15 protein-coding genes are annotated in these 19,586 nt (G+C 63.9%); 8 read left to right on the top strand and 7 right to left on the bottom strand.

The annotated features are described in order from the left end of the window. The first annotated feature begins 67 nt into the window (after nt 1-67). From FJ959_RS01685 to FJ959_RS01675, 3 genes are all read left to right on the top strand, one after another. A complete protein-coding gene (locus tag FJ959_RS01685; protein WP_140524987.1) occupies nt 68-937 on the top strand; it encodes a transglutaminase family protein in 870 nt (289 codons plus the stop codon). Nucleotides 938-1,227: 290 nt separating this feature from the next. Then, nucleotides 1,228-2,706: a TadE/TadG family type IV pilus assembly protein gene (locus FJ959_RS01680; RefSeq protein WP_140628136.1), complete on the top strand. Its 1,479-nt coding sequence runs from the start codon at nt 1,228-1,230 to the stop codon at nt 2,704-2,706. A gap of 365 nt (nt 2,707-3,071) precedes the next feature. Continuing rightward, the gene (locus FJ959_RS01675; protein WP_140492912.1) at nt 3,072-4,334 is read left to right on the top strand and encodes a cyclopropane-fatty-acyl-phospholipid synthase family protein; all 1,263 of its coding nucleotides are present in this window, start codon (nt 3,072-3,074) and stop codon (nt 4,332-4,334) included. Between the two features lies 1 nt (nt 4,335). On the opposite strand, the gene FJ959_RS01670 is transcribed toward FJ959_RS01675, so the two are convergent. Then, complete coding sequence (locus FJ959_RS01670) at nt 4,336-5,076, bottom strand: MOSC domain-containing protein (protein WP_140492915.1); 741 nt, start codon at nt 5,074-5,076, stop codon at nt 4,336-4,338. A gap of 8 nt (nt 5,077-5,084) precedes the next feature. Further along, a complete protein-coding gene (gene acs / locus FJ959_RS01665) occupies nt 5,085-7,040 on the bottom strand; it encodes an acetate--CoA ligase (protein ID WP_140518231.1) in 1,956 nt (651 codons plus the stop codon). 304 nt (nt 7,041-7,344) lie between these two features. On the opposite strand from acs, the gene FJ959_RS01660 reads away from it, so the two are divergent. Then, nucleotides 7,345-7,617: an usg protein gene (locus FJ959_RS01660; RefSeq protein ID WP_140492921.1), complete on the top strand. Its 273-nt coding sequence runs from the start codon at nt 7,345-7,347 to the stop codon at nt 7,615-7,617. A gap of 232 nt (nt 7,618-7,849) precedes the next feature. On the opposite strand, the gene FJ959_RS01655 is transcribed toward FJ959_RS01660, so the two are convergent. Next, nucleotides 7,850-8,884, bottom strand: a complete 1,035-nt coding sequence (locus FJ959_RS01655) for an aldo/keto reductase (RefSeq protein ID WP_140628133.1) — start codon at nt 8,882-8,884, stop codon at nt 7,850-7,852. 58 nt (nt 8,885-8,942) lie between these two features. After that, nucleotides 8,943-10,124, bottom strand: a complete 1,182-nt coding sequence (locus FJ959_RS01650) for an MFS transporter (RefSeq protein ID WP_140628131.1) — start codon at nt 10,122-10,124, stop codon at nt 8,943-8,945. A gap of 124 nt (nt 10,125-10,248) precedes the next feature. Between FJ959_RS01650 and FJ959_RS01645 the strand changes: the two genes are divergently transcribed. Further along, entirely contained in the window at nt 10,249-11,154 is a 906-nt protein-coding gene (locus FJ959_RS01645) for a LysR family transcriptional regulator (protein ID WP_140518234.1), read from the top strand. A gap of 58 nt (nt 11,155-11,212) precedes the next feature. On the opposite strand, the gene FJ959_RS01640 is transcribed toward FJ959_RS01645, so the two are convergent. The 3 genes from FJ959_RS01640 to FJ959_RS01630 all read right to left on the bottom strand — a co-directional run bounded on the left by FJ959_RS01640 (nt 11,213) and on the right by FJ959_RS01630 (nt 13,397). Then, the gene (locus FJ959_RS01640; RefSeq protein WP_140624950.1) at nt 11,213-12,262 is read right to left on the bottom strand and encodes an aldo/keto reductase; all 1,050 of its coding nucleotides are present in this window, start codon (nt 12,260-12,262) and stop codon (nt 11,213-11,215) included. A gap of 117 nt (nt 12,263-12,379) precedes the next feature. Then, the gene (locus FJ959_RS01635; RefSeq protein WP_140492937.1) at nt 12,380-12,634 is read right to left on the bottom strand and encodes a type II toxin-antitoxin system Phd/YefM family antitoxin; all 255 of its coding nucleotides are present in this window, start codon (nt 12,632-12,634) and stop codon (nt 12,380-12,382) included. A 100-nt stretch (nt 12,635-12,734) separates the two neighbouring features. Next, a complete protein-coding gene (locus tag FJ959_RS01630) occupies nt 12,735-13,397 on the bottom strand; it encodes a YggS family pyridoxal phosphate-dependent enzyme (protein ID WP_140624951.1) in 663 nt (220 codons plus the stop codon). Nucleotides 13,398-13,550: 153 nt separating this feature from the next. On the opposite strand from FJ959_RS01630, the gene leuS reads away from it, so the two are divergent. From leuS to FJ959_RS01615, 3 genes are all read left to right on the top strand, one after another. Then, nucleotides 13,551-16,175 (top strand): leucine--tRNA ligase, encoded by a 2,625-nt coding sequence (leuS, locus tag FJ959_RS01625; RefSeq protein ID WP_140628128.1) that lies wholly within the window; start codon nt 13,551-13,553, stop codon nt 16,173-16,175. Continuing rightward, the gene (gene lptE, locus FJ959_RS01620; RefSeq protein WP_140628125.1) at nt 16,162-16,740 is read left to right on the top strand and encodes an LPS assembly lipoprotein LptE; all 579 of its coding nucleotides are present in this window, start codon (nt 16,162-16,164) and stop codon (nt 16,738-16,740) included. The genes leuS and lptE overlap by 14 nt, the downstream gene beginning before the upstream one ends. 263 nt (nt 16,741-17,003) lie before the next feature. Next, nucleotides 17,004-19,565 (top strand): DNA translocase FtsK, encoded by a 2,562-nt coding sequence (locus FJ959_RS01615; RefSeq protein ID WP_140628121.1) that lies wholly within the window; start codon nt 17,004-17,006, stop codon nt 19,563-19,565. Nucleotides 19,566-19,586 lie beyond the last annotated feature (21 nt).

The following is a 19,586-nucleotide window of genomic DNA, read 5'->3' as shown; positions in this document are numbered from 1 at the left end:
GGGAACCGCGATCCGCCTCCGGCGTTTCAACTTCGCTGCTTTTCCACGACCATCGAAGGGGGACGCGATGCTGATTCGGCTCGGCTACGAAATGGCCATTGAATGCGCTGGAGCCACGCCGGTGATTTCAATGCTCGAGATCCACAGGGACAGGCAGGCCGACATCAAACGGCAGACGCGCATGCTGACGTCGCCCGCGGTTCCGACCAGGCTCTACAGCGATTTGCATGGCAATTCGTGCCGCCGCTTTACCGCACCCGCCGGCACTTTTCGCATCCTCTACGATGCCGTGGTCGAGGACAGCGGCGAGACGGACGAGGTCAACACGCTGGCACGCGAGGTGCCGGTGGCCGAGCTGCCCGACGAGGTGCTGTTTTATCTGCTGGGCAGCCGCTATTGCGAGACCGATCACCTGAGCCAGCTCGCCTGGGAGCTTTTCGGCCGTTTGCCGTCCGGCTGGGCGAGGGTGCAGGCGATCGTCGATTACGTCCACAACCGGCTGTCCTTCGGCTATGGCTATGCCCGCTCGACCCGCACCGCGGCGCAGGCGCATGAGGAGCAGGTCGGCGTCTGCCGAGACTTCGCCCATCTGGCGATCACGCTCTGCCGCTGCATGAACATTCCGGCACGCTATGTGAATGGCTATCTCGGCGACATCGGCGTGCCGGCCGATCCGGCGCCGATGGATTTCTCGGCCTGGATGGAAGTGTTTCTCGACGGCAAGTGGTACACGTTCGACCCCCGCCACAATGTTCCGAGGATCGGCCGCATCGTCATCGCGCGCGGACGCGATGCCACCGACGTGCCGTTGCTGCACAGTTTCGGCCCGCACCGGCTCAGCCTGTTCAAGGTATGGACCTACGAACAGGAGAACAATCTGTTCAACCCGCCCTACCACGCCATCGACAGGACGGTCACCGCGCAGATGCTGGCCTGAGCCGGGTTTCCATGTATCCCCATACTGCCTCGCTCTGGCACAGGTGCCGCTGTGCCGTGGCGGGACACGGCCGCGCGCCCTGTGCCGCGACGTGCAAGATCGTGGTAAGCGCTTGGTAATGCCGCGCGAACGCAGCATCGGCGTTTACCGGTCATTCACCTTTCCATTCTTGAAAGCGAAGCAAAAACAATAATCTAGTTCCTGGTGCGCGGCCGCTGGCCGCGCCCGGCCGGAATCCTGCATCGATCCGTTTGCCCGGCGACGAGGCCGGGGCGAGCGGAGAGAGAACGATGCGGATTTTCGGGGGTCTTGTGGACGCGGCCGGCGACTTTGCCAGGCATCGCGGTGGGAATTTCGCCATCCTGTTCGGATTCGCCGCCTCGGTCTTGGCGCTGGGCGTCGGCTTCGCCGTCAACATCACCCAGCTCTACAACGCCAAATCGAGCCTGCAGAGCGTGGTCGACGCCGCGGTGACGTCGACGGCGCGGGACCTGACGACCGGCGTGATCAAGGAGGCCGACGCCAACAAATCGGTGCAGGCCTTCCTCGACGCCAACAGCACGGCCGGCATCCTGCAGGCCAACCAGATCGTGCTCGACAGGCTGACGGTCGACAGGACCGCCAGGACGGTGCAGGCGGAGGCCCATGCCGACGTCGCCTTCTATTTCCCGCTGTTCGGCACGCGCGACATGCAGCGCGTTCCCGCCTCGACGACAGCGCTCTATTCGGACAAGCAGATCGAGGTGGCCATGATGCTCGACATAACAGGCTCGATGGCGAAGCGGGGCAAGGTCGACAAGATCGGCGATCTGAAAGCAGCAGCGAAAAACGCCGTTCGGACGATGCTCCGGAACCAGGATCCGAAGAACCCCCGCATCCGCGTCGCGATTGTGCCTTACGCCTCCGGCGTGAACGCCGGCAAGCTGGCCGAAAACGTCTATGCCGAGAAGCCGGCGAGCTCTGAGCTGCCACCCGTGGCCGGCAGTTCGCTTCTCGTCGCCAAGACGGGCAAAACTCTTCTGCCGTCCTTCAGCGACTACATTTCCATTGTTGGCGCGGCGATGCCACGCCCCGATAATTGCGCCACGGAGCGCAAGGACAAAAACGGCGATGCGGATTTGACTGCCGACGGCCCAGATACGGTTCGCACGGACAAGAACGGCAAGAAGTACTACGCCCTGGTCAACCGGGATGATCATCTCGATGGCGGCGGAATGAACAAGTGCCCCGATGCGGAAGTGATCCCGCTGACCGCCGATTCCGGCGCATTGCTTGATTCGATCGACGACTTCCAGGCTGACGGTTATACCGCCGGCGCGATCGCCATTCAGTGGACCTACTATATGCTGTCGCCGCAATGGCGCGCTGCGATCAAGAATGCCGGCCTCGGCAACGGCGCCTCGGACGTCAACGCGAAGAAGATCGCCAAGGTCGCGATCCTGATGACCGATGGCCAGTTCAATACCGCCTTCGCCGGTGCCGGGGGCCGCTACAACAGCCAGGGCAATCTTGCGCGCGGCAACGCCGAAACGCTGTGCGGCAACATGAAAAATGACGGCATCGAGATTTTCACCATCGGCTTCGACCTGAACAACAAGGACATGTCGGCAACCGAGCGGGATCAGGCAAAGGCGGTGCTGAAGGACTGTTCGTCGAAAGATGCCTCCGCCGCTCAAAAACATTATTTCGAGGTGTCGACCGGGGTGGAATTGGACGCCGCCTTTCAGGAAATCATCCGCAACACCGAAAAGGTCGCGCTGACGCAGTAGGCCGCACAAGGAAAAGGCCGCCGCTTCTTTCGAAGCCGGCGGCCTTCCGTGTTTCCGTCCATGGCGCGGCTCCTGGCGGCAACCCGAGGGGTCGCCCGCCGCGCATCTCGCGCCTTAACGGGAAGACTGCTTCCCGAAAGTGCAATCCGCTGAGGCCACGTTCTGGAAAACGAAATCACTCGACATCGGATCACCTCCTTTCAGTTTGTTGAACACGCACTGATGATGGGGTGCGTTGCAGCAAAAGACAAGACGCCGGATGGAAAAAGACGTTTTTCCGGCTTGGCCGCGTCCTTTCGTGCAAGCGGGTTGCGGCCAGGGGTTCAAGCGGACAAGATCGGCCTACCGAATGCAGGGGGGACGGCATGGACGCTACCGAAAGAGCAGCACGCATCGTTCGCACGGTCGTCGAGGCGTTGAAGCCGGGCTTTGCCGTCAGGCTTTGGACCGGCGAGCGCATCGGTCCGGCCGGCGGCCCGGTGCTTGCCATCAACGACCAGGACATCGTCTGGCAACTGGCCCGCCGGCCAAATTTCTCGACGCTGGTCGAGATGTGGATTTCCAAGGCGGTCGACGTGGAGGAGGGGTCGCTGTTTGACCTCTACGCGCTGCCTTCACGAGGCAAGCTGCGGTTCAAGGCGCTGCCGAAGCTCGCGATCATGCGCGACCTGCCGGCCGTGCTGTTCTCGCGAAGGCAGATGACGCAACGCGCCGATCTCGCCGGGCAAAATCCCTTTGTCAGCGGCTCCAACAAGCAGGCGATCCAGCATCACTACGACATATCGAACGCCTTCTACCGGCTCTTCCTCGACGAGCGCATGGTCTACAGCTGCGGGTATTTCAAGGATTTCGCCAATGACATCGACCAGGCCCAGGCCGACAAGCTCGAGCATATCTGCCGCAAGCTCCGGCTGAAGCCCGGCGACCGCCTGCTCGATATCGGCTGCGGCTGGGGCGCGATGCTGATCCATGCGGCGAAGCATCATGGCGTCGTCGGCCATGGCGTCTCGTTGTCGGAGGCCCAGACCGGACTCGCCCGCGAACGCATTCGGGCCGAGGGGCTGGAGGACCGGATCACAATCGAGATAAAATCCTATGCCGAGCTCACCGGAAGCTTCGACAAGATATCCTCGATAGGCATGTTCGAGCATCTGGGGCTGGCCAACCACGCCGCCTACTTCTCGACCGTCCATCGCCTGCTCAAGCCGGGCGGCATCTATCTGCATCATGCCATCACCAGGCGCAGCAAGGGCAGCATGAAGAAGACCTTGCGCAAGGGCTCGGAATACAAGGCGCTGATCAAATACATCTTCCCGGGTGGCGAGATCGACACGATCGGCATGACGTGCGGCAATCTGGAAGCACACGGCTTCCTCGTCCACGACGTCGAGAATCTGCGCGAGCACTACGCCCGCACCTGCCGGCTGTGGGCAGAGCGCCTGCATGCGCGCTTCGACGAGGCCATCGCCGAAGTGGGAGAAGCCAAGGCGCGGCTGTGGCTGCTTTACCTGGCCGGCTGTTCGATCGCCTTCGATCGTGCCTCGGCGCAGATTTTCCAGACGGTCGCCACCAAGCGGACGCGGGGCCCGAGCGGCTTGCCGCCGACGCGGGCGGACCTTTACCGGTAATTCAGGCGAATCGCATCCCGTCGCCGACCTTGACGCTGGCCGCGCGGTCGACGGTGCAGTAGACGCCGAGATTGTGCGCGTTATGACGCACCAGATTGCGCAGGATCGCCGGATCGTCGTCGAAACCGTCCTGGGCGATGATGGTGAAGCCGCAGCGGCGGCACGGCTCGGAAATGGTCAACAGCAGGTCGCCGACGGCGAGTTTCCTGCCGATCCATTCGGTTTCGGGGAAAGTGCCTTCGACCGCCGCCATGTCGATGACGATGTTGGGACGAAAGCGGCGCGGATCGGGAGTGCCTTGCGGATGCAGCGCCTTCAGGCGCGCCAGGGAGGCGGTGGTCAACAGATGGATCGGCGCCTTGCGGTAGCGCGCCTCGGTCAACGGGCCGGAATAGGCCGGCGGAGCGTTCTCCAGGCCGAACGGACGGATCGAGGCCGGAAAGCCTAGATAGTCGGAAACGGCACGGTCGCTTTCGGCGCCGGGCGCCGCCAGCCAATCCGCGCCGGGAATCGCGATCTCGAGCCTGCGGTCGCCAGTCAGCCGGGTGCGGATGCGCGGCACCTTGTGCCACTTCGGCTCGCGATCGGGACGGGCGATCTCATTGTCGGAGGCATCGACCAGGCCGAACATCCGGTCGCCCTCGATGCTCTCGGTGCCGACCGCGATCGTCTCCAGGCGTTCGCCGGCGAGCGAACTCGCCGGATAGCGCCAGAGTTCGGCAACGCTGCCTATCGCGGCCATGGCCGGTGTCAGCCTTTCTTGTTCTGGCGGTTGGCGACGAGGTCGTCGACGACGGCCGGATCGGCGAGCGTCGAGGTATCGCCAAGGGCGCCGAAATCGTCCTCGGCAATCTTGCGCAGGATGCGCCGCATGATCTTGCCCGAGCGGGTCTTAGGCAGGCCGGGTGCGAACTGGATCTTGTCGGGCGTGGCAATGGCGCCGATCTCCTTGCGGACATGGGCGAGGAGTTCCTTGCGCAAGTCCTCGCTCGGCGTCTCGCCGGCCATCAGCGTGACGTAGCAGTAGATGCCCTGGCCCTTGATGTCGTGGGGATAACCGACGACGGCGGCTTCCGAAACCTTGTCATGGCTGACCAATGCGGATTCGACCTCGGCCGTGCCCATGCGGTGGCCGGAGACGTTGATGACGTCGTCGACGCGGCCGGTGATCCAGTAATAGCCGTCGGCATCGCGGCGGCAGCCGTCGCCGGTGAAGTACTTGCCCTTGTAGGTCGAAAAATAGGTCTGCACGAAGCGGTCGTGATCGCCATAGACGGTGCGCATCTGGCCGGGCCATGACTCGGTGATGCATAGATTGCCGTCGGCGGCTCCTTCAAGCACCTTGCCCTCGCCGTCGACCAGTTGCGGCTTGACACCGAAGAAGGGCCGCGTGGCCGAGCCAGCCTTGAGGTCGGTGGCGCCCGGCAGCGGCGTGATCATGATGCCGCCGGTCTCGGTCTGCCACCAGGTGTCGACGATCGGCACCTTGGCGTTGCCGACGACGTTGAAATACCACTCCCATGCCTCCGGATTGATCGGTTCGCCGACCGAGCCCAGCACGCGCAGCGATTTGCGCGACGCCTTTTTCACGTGGTTGTCGCCGGCGCCCATCAGGGCGCGCAGCGCCGTCGGCGCGGTGTAGAAGATGTTGACCTGGTGCTTGTCGATGACTTCCCAGAAGCGCGACTGCGAGGGGTAGTTGGGTACGCCCTCGAACATCAGCGTGGTGGCGCCGTTGGCGAGCGGCCCGTAGACGATGTAGCTGTGGCCGGTGACCCAGCCGACATCGGCGGTGCACCAGTAGATGTCGCCATCATGATAGTCGAAGACATATTGGTGCGTCATCGAGACGTAGACGAGATAACCCGCCGTGGTGTGCAGCACGCCTTTCGGCTTGCCGGTCGAACCCGACGTATAGAGGATGAACAGCGGATCCTCCGCCTTCATCTTCTCCGGCTTGCACTCAGCCTTAACGGTCGCGGCCTCTTCGTGGTACCAGACGTCGCGGCCCGGCGCCCAGCCGATCTTGCCGCCGGTGCGGCGGACCACCACTACCTTTTCGACCCTGGTACCGGCTTTTGCCGCGATCTCGATTGCCTTGTCGGTGTTCTCCTTCAACGGGATCGGCTTGCCGCCGCGCAGGCCCTCGTCAGCGGTGATGACGATGGTTGACTTGCAATCGTCGATGCGGCCGGCGAGCGCGTCGGGCGAAAAGCCGCCGAAGACGACCGAGTGGATGGCGCCGATACGCGTGCAGGCGAGCATCGCATAGGCCGCTTCCGGGATCATGGGCATATAGAGGGTGACGCGGTCGCCCTTCTTGACGCCGTGCTTCTTCAGCACGTTGGCGAAGCGGCAGACATGCGCATAGAGCTCATTGTAGGTGATCTTGCGGTCGTCGTAGGGGTTGTCGCCTTCCCAGATGATGGCGGTCTGGTCGCCGCGCTTCTTCAGGTGGCGGTCGATGCAGTTGTAGGAAACATTGGTCTGGCCGTCCTCGAACCATTTGATGGAGACCTTGCCGTCGAAGGAGGCGTTCCTGACCTTGGAGAAGGGTTTGAACCAGTCGATGCGCTTGCCGTGCTTGCTCCAGAACCTGTCCGGATTCTTCACGCTGTCGGCGTACCATTTGAGATAGGTGTCGTTGTCGATCAGCGCATTCTTCTTCCAGGCCGGCTGAACGCGGTGGACATGAACCTCGGACATTTCCTGCTTTTCCTCCCGAAACTAACGCCGGCTTGAACCGCCAGCGGGATCGCGGCGACGCGGCCGCGAATTCGCGCGCATTATTAACAGTTCCGCGATGACGGCAACATTAGACGTTGGGTTTGCGCGGCGGGATGCCGCACATGGGTCCGCGGCTGCTGTCAGCACTTGCACCGGACCGCTGCTAACTTCATGTTTTCGCGTGCTAAAGCCGGTTTCGATCAAGAAAAAATCAATAGACGGTTAAGCAACCGCGCGCACAATCCATTGTTGGGAGGAAGGAGAATCAACCCGGGGAGCAAAAATGCGCGACCAGCTTGAAATGGACCTGATGCTGCGGGGCTATGGCCTGACTACGGCCAATATCCTTTATCATTTCCCAGACCATCCGCATCTGTTGCAGAGCTTCATATGGCAGGACTACGACATCGCGCCGAAGTTTCCGGTGCTGATCCGCTTCATCGAGTTCTGGAAGACCAAGCTCGAGGGGCCGCTGCATTCGGTCAGCTACACGCACCAGAAGCTCATCGCGCCCAACGAGTGGCGCAAGGTCGACGGCGAATTCGTGCTGCATTAGGGGCCGCTGCTTCGAGGCCGTAAGGTCGGCACTCTACGGCGCCCCCCTCTGTCCTGCCGGACATCTCCCCCACGAGGGGGGAGATCGGCAGCTTAGCTAACAGCGCCATCCCTTCACGTTGGAAATTGGCGAAAGCCGAGGTGACATCCAATCTCCCCCCGTGGGGGAGATGTCCGGCAGGACAGAGGCGGGCGCTGCCCCGCTAACCTTCGGCTCTAGCGGTCGGACACGCTCAAACCGCCGGCGGGCTCAGCCGGGCAAAGCCCTCCTGGCGGCGGTAGGGAAAATAAGGGTAGGGCGCGGTGACCTCGCTTGCCGCATCGAGCTTCCCGATCTGCTCCGGCGTCAACGTCCAGCCGACGGCGCCGAGGTTCTGACGCAACTGCTCCTCGTTGCGGGCGCCGATGATGACGGACGACACGGTCGGGCGCTGCAACAGCCAGTTGATGGCGATCTGCGGCACGGTCCTGCCGGTCTCCTGCGCCACCGCATCGAGGGCCTCCATGACCCGGTAGAGATGCTCGTCCTCGACCGGCGGTCCGAAGCTCGCGGTGTCGTGCAGCCGGCTTTTGTCGGGCAATGGCTGGCCGCGACGGATCTTGCCGGTCAGGCGGCCCCAGCCGAGCGGGCTCCAGACCAGCGCGCCGACGCCCTGGTCGAGGCCAAGCGGCATCAGCTCCCATTCATAGTCGCGGCCGACCAGCGAATAGTAGACCTGATGCGCGACATAGCGCGGATAGCCGTGCCTGTCGGCCAGCCCGAGCGATTTCATCACCTGCCAGCCGGAGAAATTGGAGACCCCGACATAGCGCAATTTGCCGGCGCGCACGAGGCCGTCCAGCGTCGATAGCACTTCCTCGATCGGCGTGCCGGCATCGAAGGCGTGCAGTTGCAACAGGTCGATGTAATCGGTGCCGAGCCGCTTCAGCGCGGCGTCGACGGCCTTGATCAGCCGCGAACGCGAGGAACCATAGTCGGCCGGCCCGTCGCCCATCGGCAGCGAGGTCTTGGTCGAGATCAGCACGGCATCGCGCCGGCCCTTGATCGCCTCGCCGAGCACCTCTTCCGAGGCGCCGTTCGAATAGACATCGGCGGTGTCGAACAGATTGACGCCGGCCTCGAGGCAAATGTCGACCAGCCGCCGCGCTTCCCTGGCGTCGCTGTTGCCCCATGCGCCGAACAGCGGGCCGGAACCGCCGAAGGTTCCCGCTCCGAACGAGAGCACCGGCACCTTCAGGCCCGATGCGCCAAGATTTCGATAGTCCATTTTCTTACTCCTTGTGATTTTGAAAGAAGTCGAATCGATCCGGCTTTGCCGGCGAGCTTCACGACCGAACGCAGACGGGCGCGCCGAGCGCGGTGCCGCGGTCGAGACGCAGGGCCAGTCCCGCCACGGCGAGTGCCGCGACCGGCAGCAGCGCGGCGACCCAGGTGAGCGAACCCAGGCCAAGACCTTGGGCAATGACCGCGCCGCCGAGCCAAGCGCCGGCCGCGTTGCCGAGGTTGAAGGCGGCGATGTTGAAGGACGAGGCGAGGCTCTGGCCAGCACCTTGGGCCTTTTCCAGCACCCACATCTGCAAAGGCGCCACGGTGGCGAAGGCGGCGGCGCCCAGCAGGCCGACATAGATCACGGCCAACACCTGGCTGTGGATAGCAAAGCTCATGGTCGCCAGAACCAGGGCGAGCACCACAAGACTGCCGAGCACCGCCGGCACCAGCCAGCGGTCGGCGATCTTGCCGCCGGCGATATTGCCGGCGATGAGGCCGCCGCCGAAGACGAGCAGGATCGGCGAAACGGCCGCTTCCTGGAAGCCGCTGATCTCGGTCAGCAACGGGGCGATGTAGGTGAAGACGGCGAAGACGCCGGCATAGCCGAGAACGGTGGTGGCGAAGCCGAGCAGGACGGGCGTGCGGCGCAGCACGGCGAGATCGGCGCGCAGGTCGCTCTTCTCGGGAGCTGTCCGATTGCGCGGCACCAATGCCAGGATGACGGCAAAGGCCGCGAGACCGACCGCGGTCACCGCCCAGAAGGTGGCGCGCCAGCCGAAAGCCTGGCCGAGCCAGGTGCCGAAGGGAACGCCGAGAATGTTGGCGATGGTCAGGCCGGTGAACATGAGCGCGATCGCCGACGCCTTCTTGTTGGGCGCGACCAATCCGGTGGCGACCACCGAGCCGACGCCGAAGAAGGTGCCATGGGCAAAGGCGGTGATGACGCGCGCGCCCATCAACGTCCAATAATCAGGCGCCAGCGCACAGGCCAGATTGCCAATGGTGAAGATCGCCATCAGCGCCAGAAGCACCGTCTTGCGCGGCCAGTTGCCGGTGGCGATCGTCAGCAGAGGTGCTCCGATGACGACGCCCAGCGCATAGCCGGAAATCAGTTGGCCGGCGGCCGAGATCGAGACGCCGAGATCTTTGCTGACGTCGATGAGCAGGCCCATGATGACGAATTCGGTGACGCCGATGCCGAAGGCGCCGGCGGCGAGAGCATAGAGAGCGAGAGGCATGATGTTTCCACTTCGGCGGTGACGGGCGCCCTGTCCAGGCCGCGCCCCGACCGGGAAGATCGTGTGGCCATGCGATGTGAACCAGACTTGCTCCAGGCATACTTTCTGTGAAATAGATTCACAGATGGCGAGATCCGACATCAATCGTTCCGGCGAGATCGAAGTGTTTGTGCGCGTCGTCGAGGCGGGCAGCTTTTCGGCGGCGGCACGTGCCTTGCGCATGACCCCGTCCGCGGTGAGCAAATTGATCGCGCGGCTGGAGGCCAGGCTCGGCGCGCGGCTGGTCACCCGCTCGACGCGCAAGCTGCAACTGACGCCGGAAGGCACTGCTTTCTACGACAGCGGCATGCGCATCCTCGCCGACATGGACGCGGCCGAGCGCGAGGCGGCCGCCGGGGCGGCGCCGCGCGGCCGGTTGAGGGTCAACAGCTACGTGCCGTTCGGCCACCACCGGCTGATGTCGCTGCTGCCTCGGTTTCTGGAGCGTTATCCCGAGATTTCCGTCGACGCCGTGCTGACAGACAGCGTGATCGACCTTCTGGAGGAGCGCGCCGATGTGGCGATACGCGCTGGACCCTTGCGCGAGTCACGGCTGGTAGCGCGCAAACTGGGGCAGAGCCGGATGGTGCTGGTCGCGGCACCCTCCTATGTCGAAGCGCGTGGGACGCCGCGCACGCTGGCCGATCTCGGGCGTCACAATATGCTGGCCTTCGGCTTTGCGCGGCATATAGACGGCTGGCCTTTTGTCGATGCGGCAGGTGCGCCGGTCATCGTCCCGGTTGTCGGAAACGCAACGCTGACCGACGGCGAGGCGATGCGGCGGATGGCGCTGGCGGGAGGCGGAATCGCTCGGCTGGCGCGCTGGCATGTCCAGCCGGACATGGACGCGGGGGCATTCGTCCCGTTGCTGGAGGAATTCAACCCGGGCGACGAGGAGGCCACCCATGCCGTCTATGTCGGCCAGGGCAAGCATCTGCCTGCGCGGGTGCGGGCCTTTCTCGATTTTCTCTCAGAGGCCGTTCGCCTCTAGACTAACTGAGAAGCCGCGTACCTAAGGCACGCGGCTTCGAAGCAGGCTCGAAAAACGATCAGGCCTTCGGCACGAACGGCGCCGGACGCCGGCCGACGGCCTGCCGCTCCAGCATCCAGCCGGGATATTCGGCCGGCAGCGCGCTCACCTCGTCCAGTCTGGCGAGATCATCGGTATCAAGTTTGAGGTTCGTGGCGGCAAGGTTCTGTTCGAGCTGATCCATGCGGCTGGCGCCGATGATCACGCTCATCACGAAGGGCTTGGCCAGGACATAGCCTAGTGCCACGGTAGCGACGCTGACGTCATGCTTTTTGGCGATCTCGCGCATGACCGCGACCGCCGCCCAGGCGCGGTCCTCGTTGACCGGTGGGAAGTTGAAGGAGGCGCGGCGGCCCTCGCCATTGCCGGGCGCACCAGGGCCGTATTTGCCGGACAGCAGTCCGCCGGCCATCGGCGACCAGACCATAAGACCGAGCTTCTCCTCGTTGATCAGCGGCACGATCTCGCGCTCGAGATCACGACCGGCGATCGAGTAATAGGACTGGATGGTCTCGAAGCGGGCAAAGCCCTTGCGGTCGGCTATGCCAAGCGCCTTGGCGATGCGCCAGGCCTGCCAGTTGGATACGCCGACATAGCGGACCTTGCCGCTGGCGACGAGATCGTCCAGTGCCCTGAGCGTCTCATCGATCGGCGTCACCGCGTCGGTTCCGTGCAACTGATAGAGATCGATATGATCGAGCTGCAGCCGTTCCAGGCTGGCATCGACCGAGTCCATGATGTGGCCGCGCGAGGAGCCGCGCTGGTTCGGGCCTTCGCCCATGGCGCCGTGAACCTTGGTGGCGACGACCACGCTCGACCTGTCAACGCCGAGATCCCTGAGCGACTGGCCGAGCAGGCGCTCGGATTCGCCGAAGGAATAGACATCGGCCGTGTCGAAGAAATTGACCCCGGCGGCGAGCGAGCGGCCGACGATCTCGTTGACGCCTTTCTGGTCGAGACTGGCGATCAGGCCCCATTGGGCATTCTGGCCGGCTGCACCGAAGGTCATGGTGCCGAGGCAGAGTTCGGAGACGAACATCCCCGTATTTCCAAGCTGGTTGTAATGCATGGCGAAAGCTCCAGAGATTTGTGATGACACAGATCAAATAGGAACGGTACGTTTCGTTTCCAGCACTGGCGTAATCAGCCGGTAGAACTGGACCATCTTGCCGGTGACAGAAACTTGTCAGAGATGGACCGCTCGGATCATTGTGTTCGGGCGGCGATTGACCTCCTCGACAAATTCGTCATCCCAGACGAGGACGGAGAGAAGATATTGCGCAAGGGAGGGCTTTGCGCCAACCCACCGTTCGTAGTCCTCAACCGCTAGCACCACGGCAGATGGCTGCCCTCGCACCGTAATGGTTTGCGGCCCTTTTTCGCGCGACTGTCTTACCAGCTTCGAGAGGTTGTTTCTTGCGTCCCGCAGCTGCCAGCTCAAGAAGACTACTCCTCGCTTAACTCGCAAGATGTGTTCAGTCCGTCTGTGTATCATGGGCTTAGAACTCACAGACGACAGGGCCAACCCAGGGCGGACGGCTTTATCGACTGCCGAAGATCGCCGAACCGACCCTGACACTGGTGGCGCCGAAGGCGATGGCCGTCTCGTAATCGCCGGACATGCCCATCGACAGTTTGGCGACGCCTGCCTCCCGCGCCAATTTTTGCAGCAGGGCGAAATGCGGGCCAGGGTTCTCGTCCGCCGGCGGAATGCACATCAGGCCTTCGATGGCGAGGCCGTGGACATCGCGGCAGCGGGCGACGAAGGTCACGGCCTCGCGCGGCTCGATGCCGGCCTTCTGCGGCTCGGAGCCGGTGTTGACCTGGACGTAGAGTTTCGGTGCCCGGCCTTGCCGGGCGATCTCCTTGGCGAGTTCGGCGGAAATCTTCTCACGATCGACCGTCTCGATGACGTCGAACAGCGCCACGGCTTCCCTGGCTTTGTTCGATTGCAGCGGTCCGATCAGATGCAGTTCGACATCGGGGAAAGCCTCTTTCAGCGCCGGCCACTTGCCCTGCGCTTCCTGCACCCGGTTCTCGCCGAAGACGCGCTGGCCGGCCTCGATGACGGGCCTGATGTCGGCGGCGTCAAAGGTCTTGGAAACGGCGACCAGCGTCACCGCGCCAGCGTCGCGCCGGGCTTCGCGCTCGGCGGCGGCGATCTTCGCCTTGACCGCTAAAACCTGCTGAACGGCGTCGCCCATGTCCAAATCCCGCTGTTTTGACCGCGTTTTTTCCAGACGCGATACCCATATGGTTGACGGGTTTGCCAAACCATGGTGAACACCCGGACCACATCCAATGGACTGCCGAGCTGTCGCCCGCAGTCCGCATGCTTTTTAAGTGAAAAACGTCCCATGGCAACCGAACGATACAATCCGCGCGCGTCAGAGCCCAAATGGCAGAAGGCCTGGGCCGACAGGAAGCTGTTCGAGGCGCACAACGATGATCCGCGCCCGAAATACTACGTGCTGGAGATGTTCCCCTATCCATCGGGACGCATCCATATCGGGCATACGCGCAACTATACGATGGGCGATGTGGTGGCGCGCTACAAGCGGGCCAAGGGTTTCAACGTGCTGCATCCGATGGGCTGGGACGCCTTCGGCATGCCGGCCGAGAACGCGGCGATGCAGAACAAGGTCCATCCCAAGGAATGGACCTACCAGAACATCGCCACCATGCGCGAACAGCTCAAGGTCATGGGCCTGTCGCTGGACTGGGCGCGCGAATTCGCGACTTGCGATGTCGACTACTACCACCGCCAGCAGATGCTGTTCCTCGACTTTGTCGAGAAGGGCCTGGTGACGCGCAAATCCTCGAAGGTCAATTGGGATCCGGAGGACATGACGGTGCTCGCCAACGAGCAGGTCATCGACGGGCGCGGCTGGCGCTCGGGCGCGCTGGTCGAACAGCGCGAGCTGACGCAATGGTTCTTCAGGATAACCGACTTTGCGCAGGATCTCCTGGATTCGCTCGATCGCCTCGACGAATGGCCCGAGAAGGTCAAGCTGATGCAGCACAATTGGATCGGCCGTTCGGAAGGCCTGCTGATCCGCTGGCCGCTGGCGGCTCCCGTCGCCGGCGAGCAGGAGCTGGAAGTTTATACGACGAGGCCCGACACCATCTTCGGCGCCTCCTTCATGGCGGTCGCCGCCGACCATCCGCTGGCCAGGAAGGCCGCCGAGACCAATCCGGCGCTGGCGAGCTTTATTGACGAAGTCCGCCATATGGGCACTTCGGTGGCGGCGCTGGAGACGGCCGAGAAGAAGGGCTTCGACACCGGCATCCGCGTCGTGCATCCGTTCGACGAGAACTGGACGCTGCCGGTCTACGTCGCCAATTTCGTGCTGATGGACTACGGCACCGGCGCCATCTTCGGCTGCCCGTCCGGCGACCAGCGCGACCTCGATTTCGCCAACAAATACGGCCTGCCGGTGATCCCGGTGGTGATGCCGGAAGGGGCTGATCCCAAGACCTTCCAGGTCATCGAGGAAGCCTATGTCGACGACGGCGTGATGATCAATTCGCGCTTCCTCGATGGCATGAAGCCAGAGCGGGCGTTCGACGAGGTGGCGAAGCTGCTGGAGCAGAAGACGATCGGCAACCGGCCGATGGCCGAGCGCAAGGTCAACTTCCGCCTGCGCGACTGGGGCATTTCGCGCCAGCGCTACTGGGGCTGCCCGATCCCGATGATCCATTGCGAGGATTGCGGCGTGGTGCCGGTGCCGAAGGCAGACCTGCCGGTGAAGCTGCCCGACGATGTCGAGTTCGACCGCCCAGGCAACCCGCTGGACCGCCACCCGACCTGGCGGCATGTCAAATGCCCGCAATGCGGCAAGGATGCGCGGCGCGAAACCGACACGATGGACACGTTCGTCGATTCGTCCTGGTATTTCGCCCGCTTCACCGCGCCCTGGGCGAATGAGCCGACCGACCCGAAGGCGGCGAACGAGTGGCTGGCCGTCGACCAGTATATCGGCGGCATCGAGCACGCGATCCTGCATCTGCTCTATTCGCGCTTCTTTACCCGGGCCATGCGCGAGACCGGCCATCTCGACCTGGCCGAGCCGTTCAAGGGCCTGTTCACGCAAGGCATGGTGGTGCACGAGACCTATCGCGTGGGATCGGCATCGAACGGGCGCTGGCTGGCGCCGACCGAGGTGCGGCTGGAGGACGTCGACGGCAAGCGCCGCGCCGTCGAGATCGCCACGGGCGAGACGGCGGAGATCGGCTCCCTGGAAAAGATGTCGAAGTCGAAGAAGAACACGGTCAGCCCGGAAGACATCACCGACGGCTACGGCGCCGACACCGCGCGCTGGTTCATGCTGTCGGATTCGCCGCCGGAACGCGACGTCGAATGGACCGACGACGGCGCCGCCGGCGCGCACCGCTTCATGCAGCGCATCTGGCGCCTGGTCTCGACCGCGGCCGAATCGCTGGCCGGCATCGCACCCATAGCGGGCAGTGGCGGTGAAGCCGGGGCGGTTTCCAAGGCCACGCACAAGATCCTGAAAGCGGTCGGCGAGGACATCGAGAAACTCGCATTCAACCGCGCCATCGCCCGCATCTATGAACTCGCCAACGTGCTGACCACGCCGCTCAATGACGTGGCCGAAGGCAAGGCCGATACCGCGCTCAAAGGCGCCTGCCGGGAGGCCGTGGAGGTGCTCGTGCACCTGATCGCGCCGATCATGCCGCATCTGGCCGAGGAATGCTGGGAGGCGCTCGGCGGTGCCGATCTGGTCGCCGAACGGCCGTGGCCGATCTTCGACCCGGCGCTGGTCGTCGACAATGAGGTCACCTATCCGGTCCAGGTCAACGGCAAGAAGCGCGGGGATTTGACAATTGCCCGCGACGCGGACCAAGGTGCGGTCGAAAAAGCCGTGCTCGCTCTCGACTTCGTGCAGAAGGCGCTCGAAGGCAAGGCTCCGCGCAAGGTGATCATCGTGCCGCAGAGGATCGTCAATGTCGTTGCCTGATCGGGAAAAGACAGAGCTGAGCCGTTTGCTGCGCCGTGTCGCGCTTGCCGGCCTTGTCGGCTCGCTTGCGCTCGTTTCGGCCTGCCAGGTGCGGCCGCTCTACTCGAGCGCGCCGCTGTCGACCGGCTCGAGCGCCAATGCCGAACTGGCGTCGATCGCCATCAAACCGGTCAGGACGCGTTACGGCCAGCAGGTGCGCAACAATTTGATCTTCGGATTTGGGCGCGGCGCCGGCGAACCGGCATCGCCGGCCTACTCGCTCGACCTCGGCGTGACCGAAGCCGTTGAATCCTCGGCGCTCGTGCAGGTCGGAACCGACCAGGACGAGCCGACCGCCGGTTCGGTGACGCTGACCGCCGGCTACAGGCTGACCGATGCCAAAACCGGGGCGGTGATCGCGACCGGCAAGCGGGCGATCACTTCGTCCTTCGACAGGCCGCGCCAGGAATTCGCCGCGTACCGGGCACAGATCGATGCCGAGAACCGCGCCGCGCGCGAGCTTGCCAACGCGCTGCAACTGTCCATCGCCCAGGATCTCGCACGGCACGGCAAGACGGCCGGTTAGCGCCGCTCTCCGTTTCATGGTGGCATAACAATCTGGTGCCTGAAGGCCGCCTTTGCCACGGCTCCGGAGCCGGTTCTCCGCTCGCCTTTAGCCGAAGCACGCGGGTGTGTTGACGATCGTGGGATGACGATCGGCCGCACGGGTCCGATCGTCCGACACCGCTGTGAAAGTCACGCTTCGCCGCTCTTGGGGGGCCGACGGGAAGCAACTGTTAACCACTCGCTCTCTATTGCTCAGCAGACATTTCAGCGTGAGTCTTGAGCATGGAATCCAAGCGTTTTCCTCGGGTCAGTTCATTGAAGGCAGCGTCGCCCGATGACCCCGGGGTGAAGCGTTTCACGGGTGTGGACAACAAGCCCGACAGCCAGCGGACAAGAGCGGCAGGAGCCGGCCCTTCCCCATCCCCTATTGATCTCGGCGGCAACGAAAGCCCTGCCTGGCAAGACTATTTCTTCCTGGCGCCCAATGTGCGGTTTACGCGCACGCCGGACTATGAAGCCAGCACGCGCCGGCCGCGGGACGAGGCGATTGCCGTCGAGCAAAGCGAATCACCAGCACCGCAGGCACCTGGCCAATCCACCGCGGCTGGGACGTCTTCATCGGCGCCAATACCAAGCCGAAACCTTTCTTCGGGCGCCGCCAGGCCGCCCGTCGGCAACAGAGCCGTGGTGCAACCGGCCCCGGCGCCGGTTCCGTCAGGGCATGCCGGCGAAAAGGCGCGGGCCGCCGCTACGCCTGCGGGCCACAGGATGACTGCGGCGGCGCGGGCATCCGCACCGGCAGCGTCCGCCCAAGCAGCGACAGCCCCGGTCAAGACGACGGGGCGCGAAAATGTGCGCTGGCCCTATCTGTCGGATCACGTCTTTTTCGAGGTCATGGCGCCCTATTTGGTCGAGGGCCCGTCACCCGCGCCGCGGGCCGTTCCGGTTGCACGCACGACCGCGCCTGTGGTCACCGAGCGGATCGACAACCGCCACGCGCCAACGGCCGATCCGACCGCGTTGTTCCGTGTCATCGAATGCCTTCCGGGGTCGCCAGCTCCGTCCGCCGCGCCGGATGTCCGTCCGGCCAACTCCAACCAGGCCGCGGTTCAGCCGGCGGCGAACCGCGTGCCGCAGCAAGCCCGGACTCCGGCCGCAATTCCCGCCGTCGCAAGCAATGCCGTTCCGGCACTGGTCACGCAAAGTTTGGAGCAAGCCGTACCGGCTCCGGCCGCGCGCGCATCGTCGCGAGCACCACTGGTCCGCAGGATCGTGCCGACCGCGACGGGCGAGACGTACGAACTTCCCTCGGAAGAATTGTTGCAGCAGCCGCCGGAGGGACAAGGCTTCTACATGTCGCAGGAGCGGCTCGAGCAGAATGCCGACCTTCTGGAAAGCGTGCTCGAGGACTTCGGCGTGCGCGGCGAGATCATCCATGTTCGACCCGGCCCGGTCGTCACCCTCTATGAATTCGAGCCGGCTCCGGGCGTCAAATCCTCCCGCGTCATCGGTCTCGCCGACGACATCGCCCGCTCCATGTCGGCGATCTCGGCGCGCGTCGCCGTCGTGCCGGGCCGCAACGTCATCGGCATCGAGCTTCCGAACGAGGCGCGCGAAACCGTCTATTTCCGCGAGCTGATCGAATCGGAGGGCTTCCGCAAGACCGGCTGCAAGCTGGCGCTCTGCCTCGGCAAGACGATCGGCGGTGAGCCTGTCATCGCCGAACTGGCAAAGATGCCCCACTTGCTCGTTGCCGGCACCACCGGTTCCGGCAAGTCGGTTGCCATCAACACGATGATCCTGTCGCTGCTCTACCGGCTGAAGCCGGAGGAATGCCGGCTGATCATGGTCGATCCCAAGATGCTCGAACTCTCCGTCTATGACGGCATCCCGCATCTTCTGACCCCGGTCGTCACCGATCCAAAAAAGGCCGTTACCGCGCTCAAATGGGCGGTGCGCGAGATGGAGGACCGCTATCGCAAGATGGCGAGGCTCGGCGTGCGCAATATCGACGGCTACAATCAACGCGCCGCCCAAGCCCGCGAAAGCGGCGAGACGGTCGTCATGACCGTGCAGGCGGGCTTCGAAAAAGGCACCGGCGAGCCGCTCTTCGAGCAGCAGGAAATCGACCTCGCGCCAATGCCTTACATCGTCGTGATCGTCGACGAGATGGCCGACCTGATGATGGTCGCCGGCAAGGAGATCGAAGGCGCCATCCAGCGCCTGGCGCAGATGGCGCGCGCGGCCGGCATTCACCTGATCATGGCGACGCAGCGCCCCTCGGTCGATGTCATCACGGGCACGATCAAGGCCAATTTTCCGACGCGGATTTCCTTCCAGGTCACTTCCAAGATCGACAGCCGCACCATCCTTGGCGAGCAGGGCGCCGAGCAGCTGCTGGGTCAGGGCGACATGCTGCATATGATGGGCGGCGGGCGCATCGCCCGCGTGCACGGCCCCTTCGTCTCCGACGTGGAGGTCGAGCATGTCGTGGCGCATCTGAAGGCGCAGGGTCGCCCCGAATACCTGGAAACCGTGACGGCCGACGAGGATGAAGAGGAAGACGAAGGCGATGAGGGCGCGGTCTTCGACAAGGGCGCCGTTGCGTCGGAGGACGGCGATACCAGCTATGACGAGGCGGTCAAGGTGGTGTTGCGCGACAAGAAGTGTTCGACGTCCTACATTCAGCGCCGCCTCGGCATCGGCTACAACCGCGCCGCGTCCCTGGTCGAGCGCATGGAGAAGGAGGGTTTGGTCGGTGCACCAAACCATGTCGGCAAGCGCGAGATCATCATGGGCCGGCGCCCGCCGGTAACCGCAGTTGAGGATGACGGCACGGATTGACCGGGCCTCTTGATCCGCAGC

Origin of the sequence: Mesorhizobium sp. B2-2-4 (genome assembly GCF_006442375.1) — a bacterium.
Lineage (GTDB): Bacteria > Pseudomonadota > Alphaproteobacteria > Rhizobiales > Rhizobiaceae > Mesorhizobium.
The sequence above is the reverse complement of the archived record's forward strand: the minus strand, read 5'-3'. Positions and strand labels throughout refer to the sequence as shown.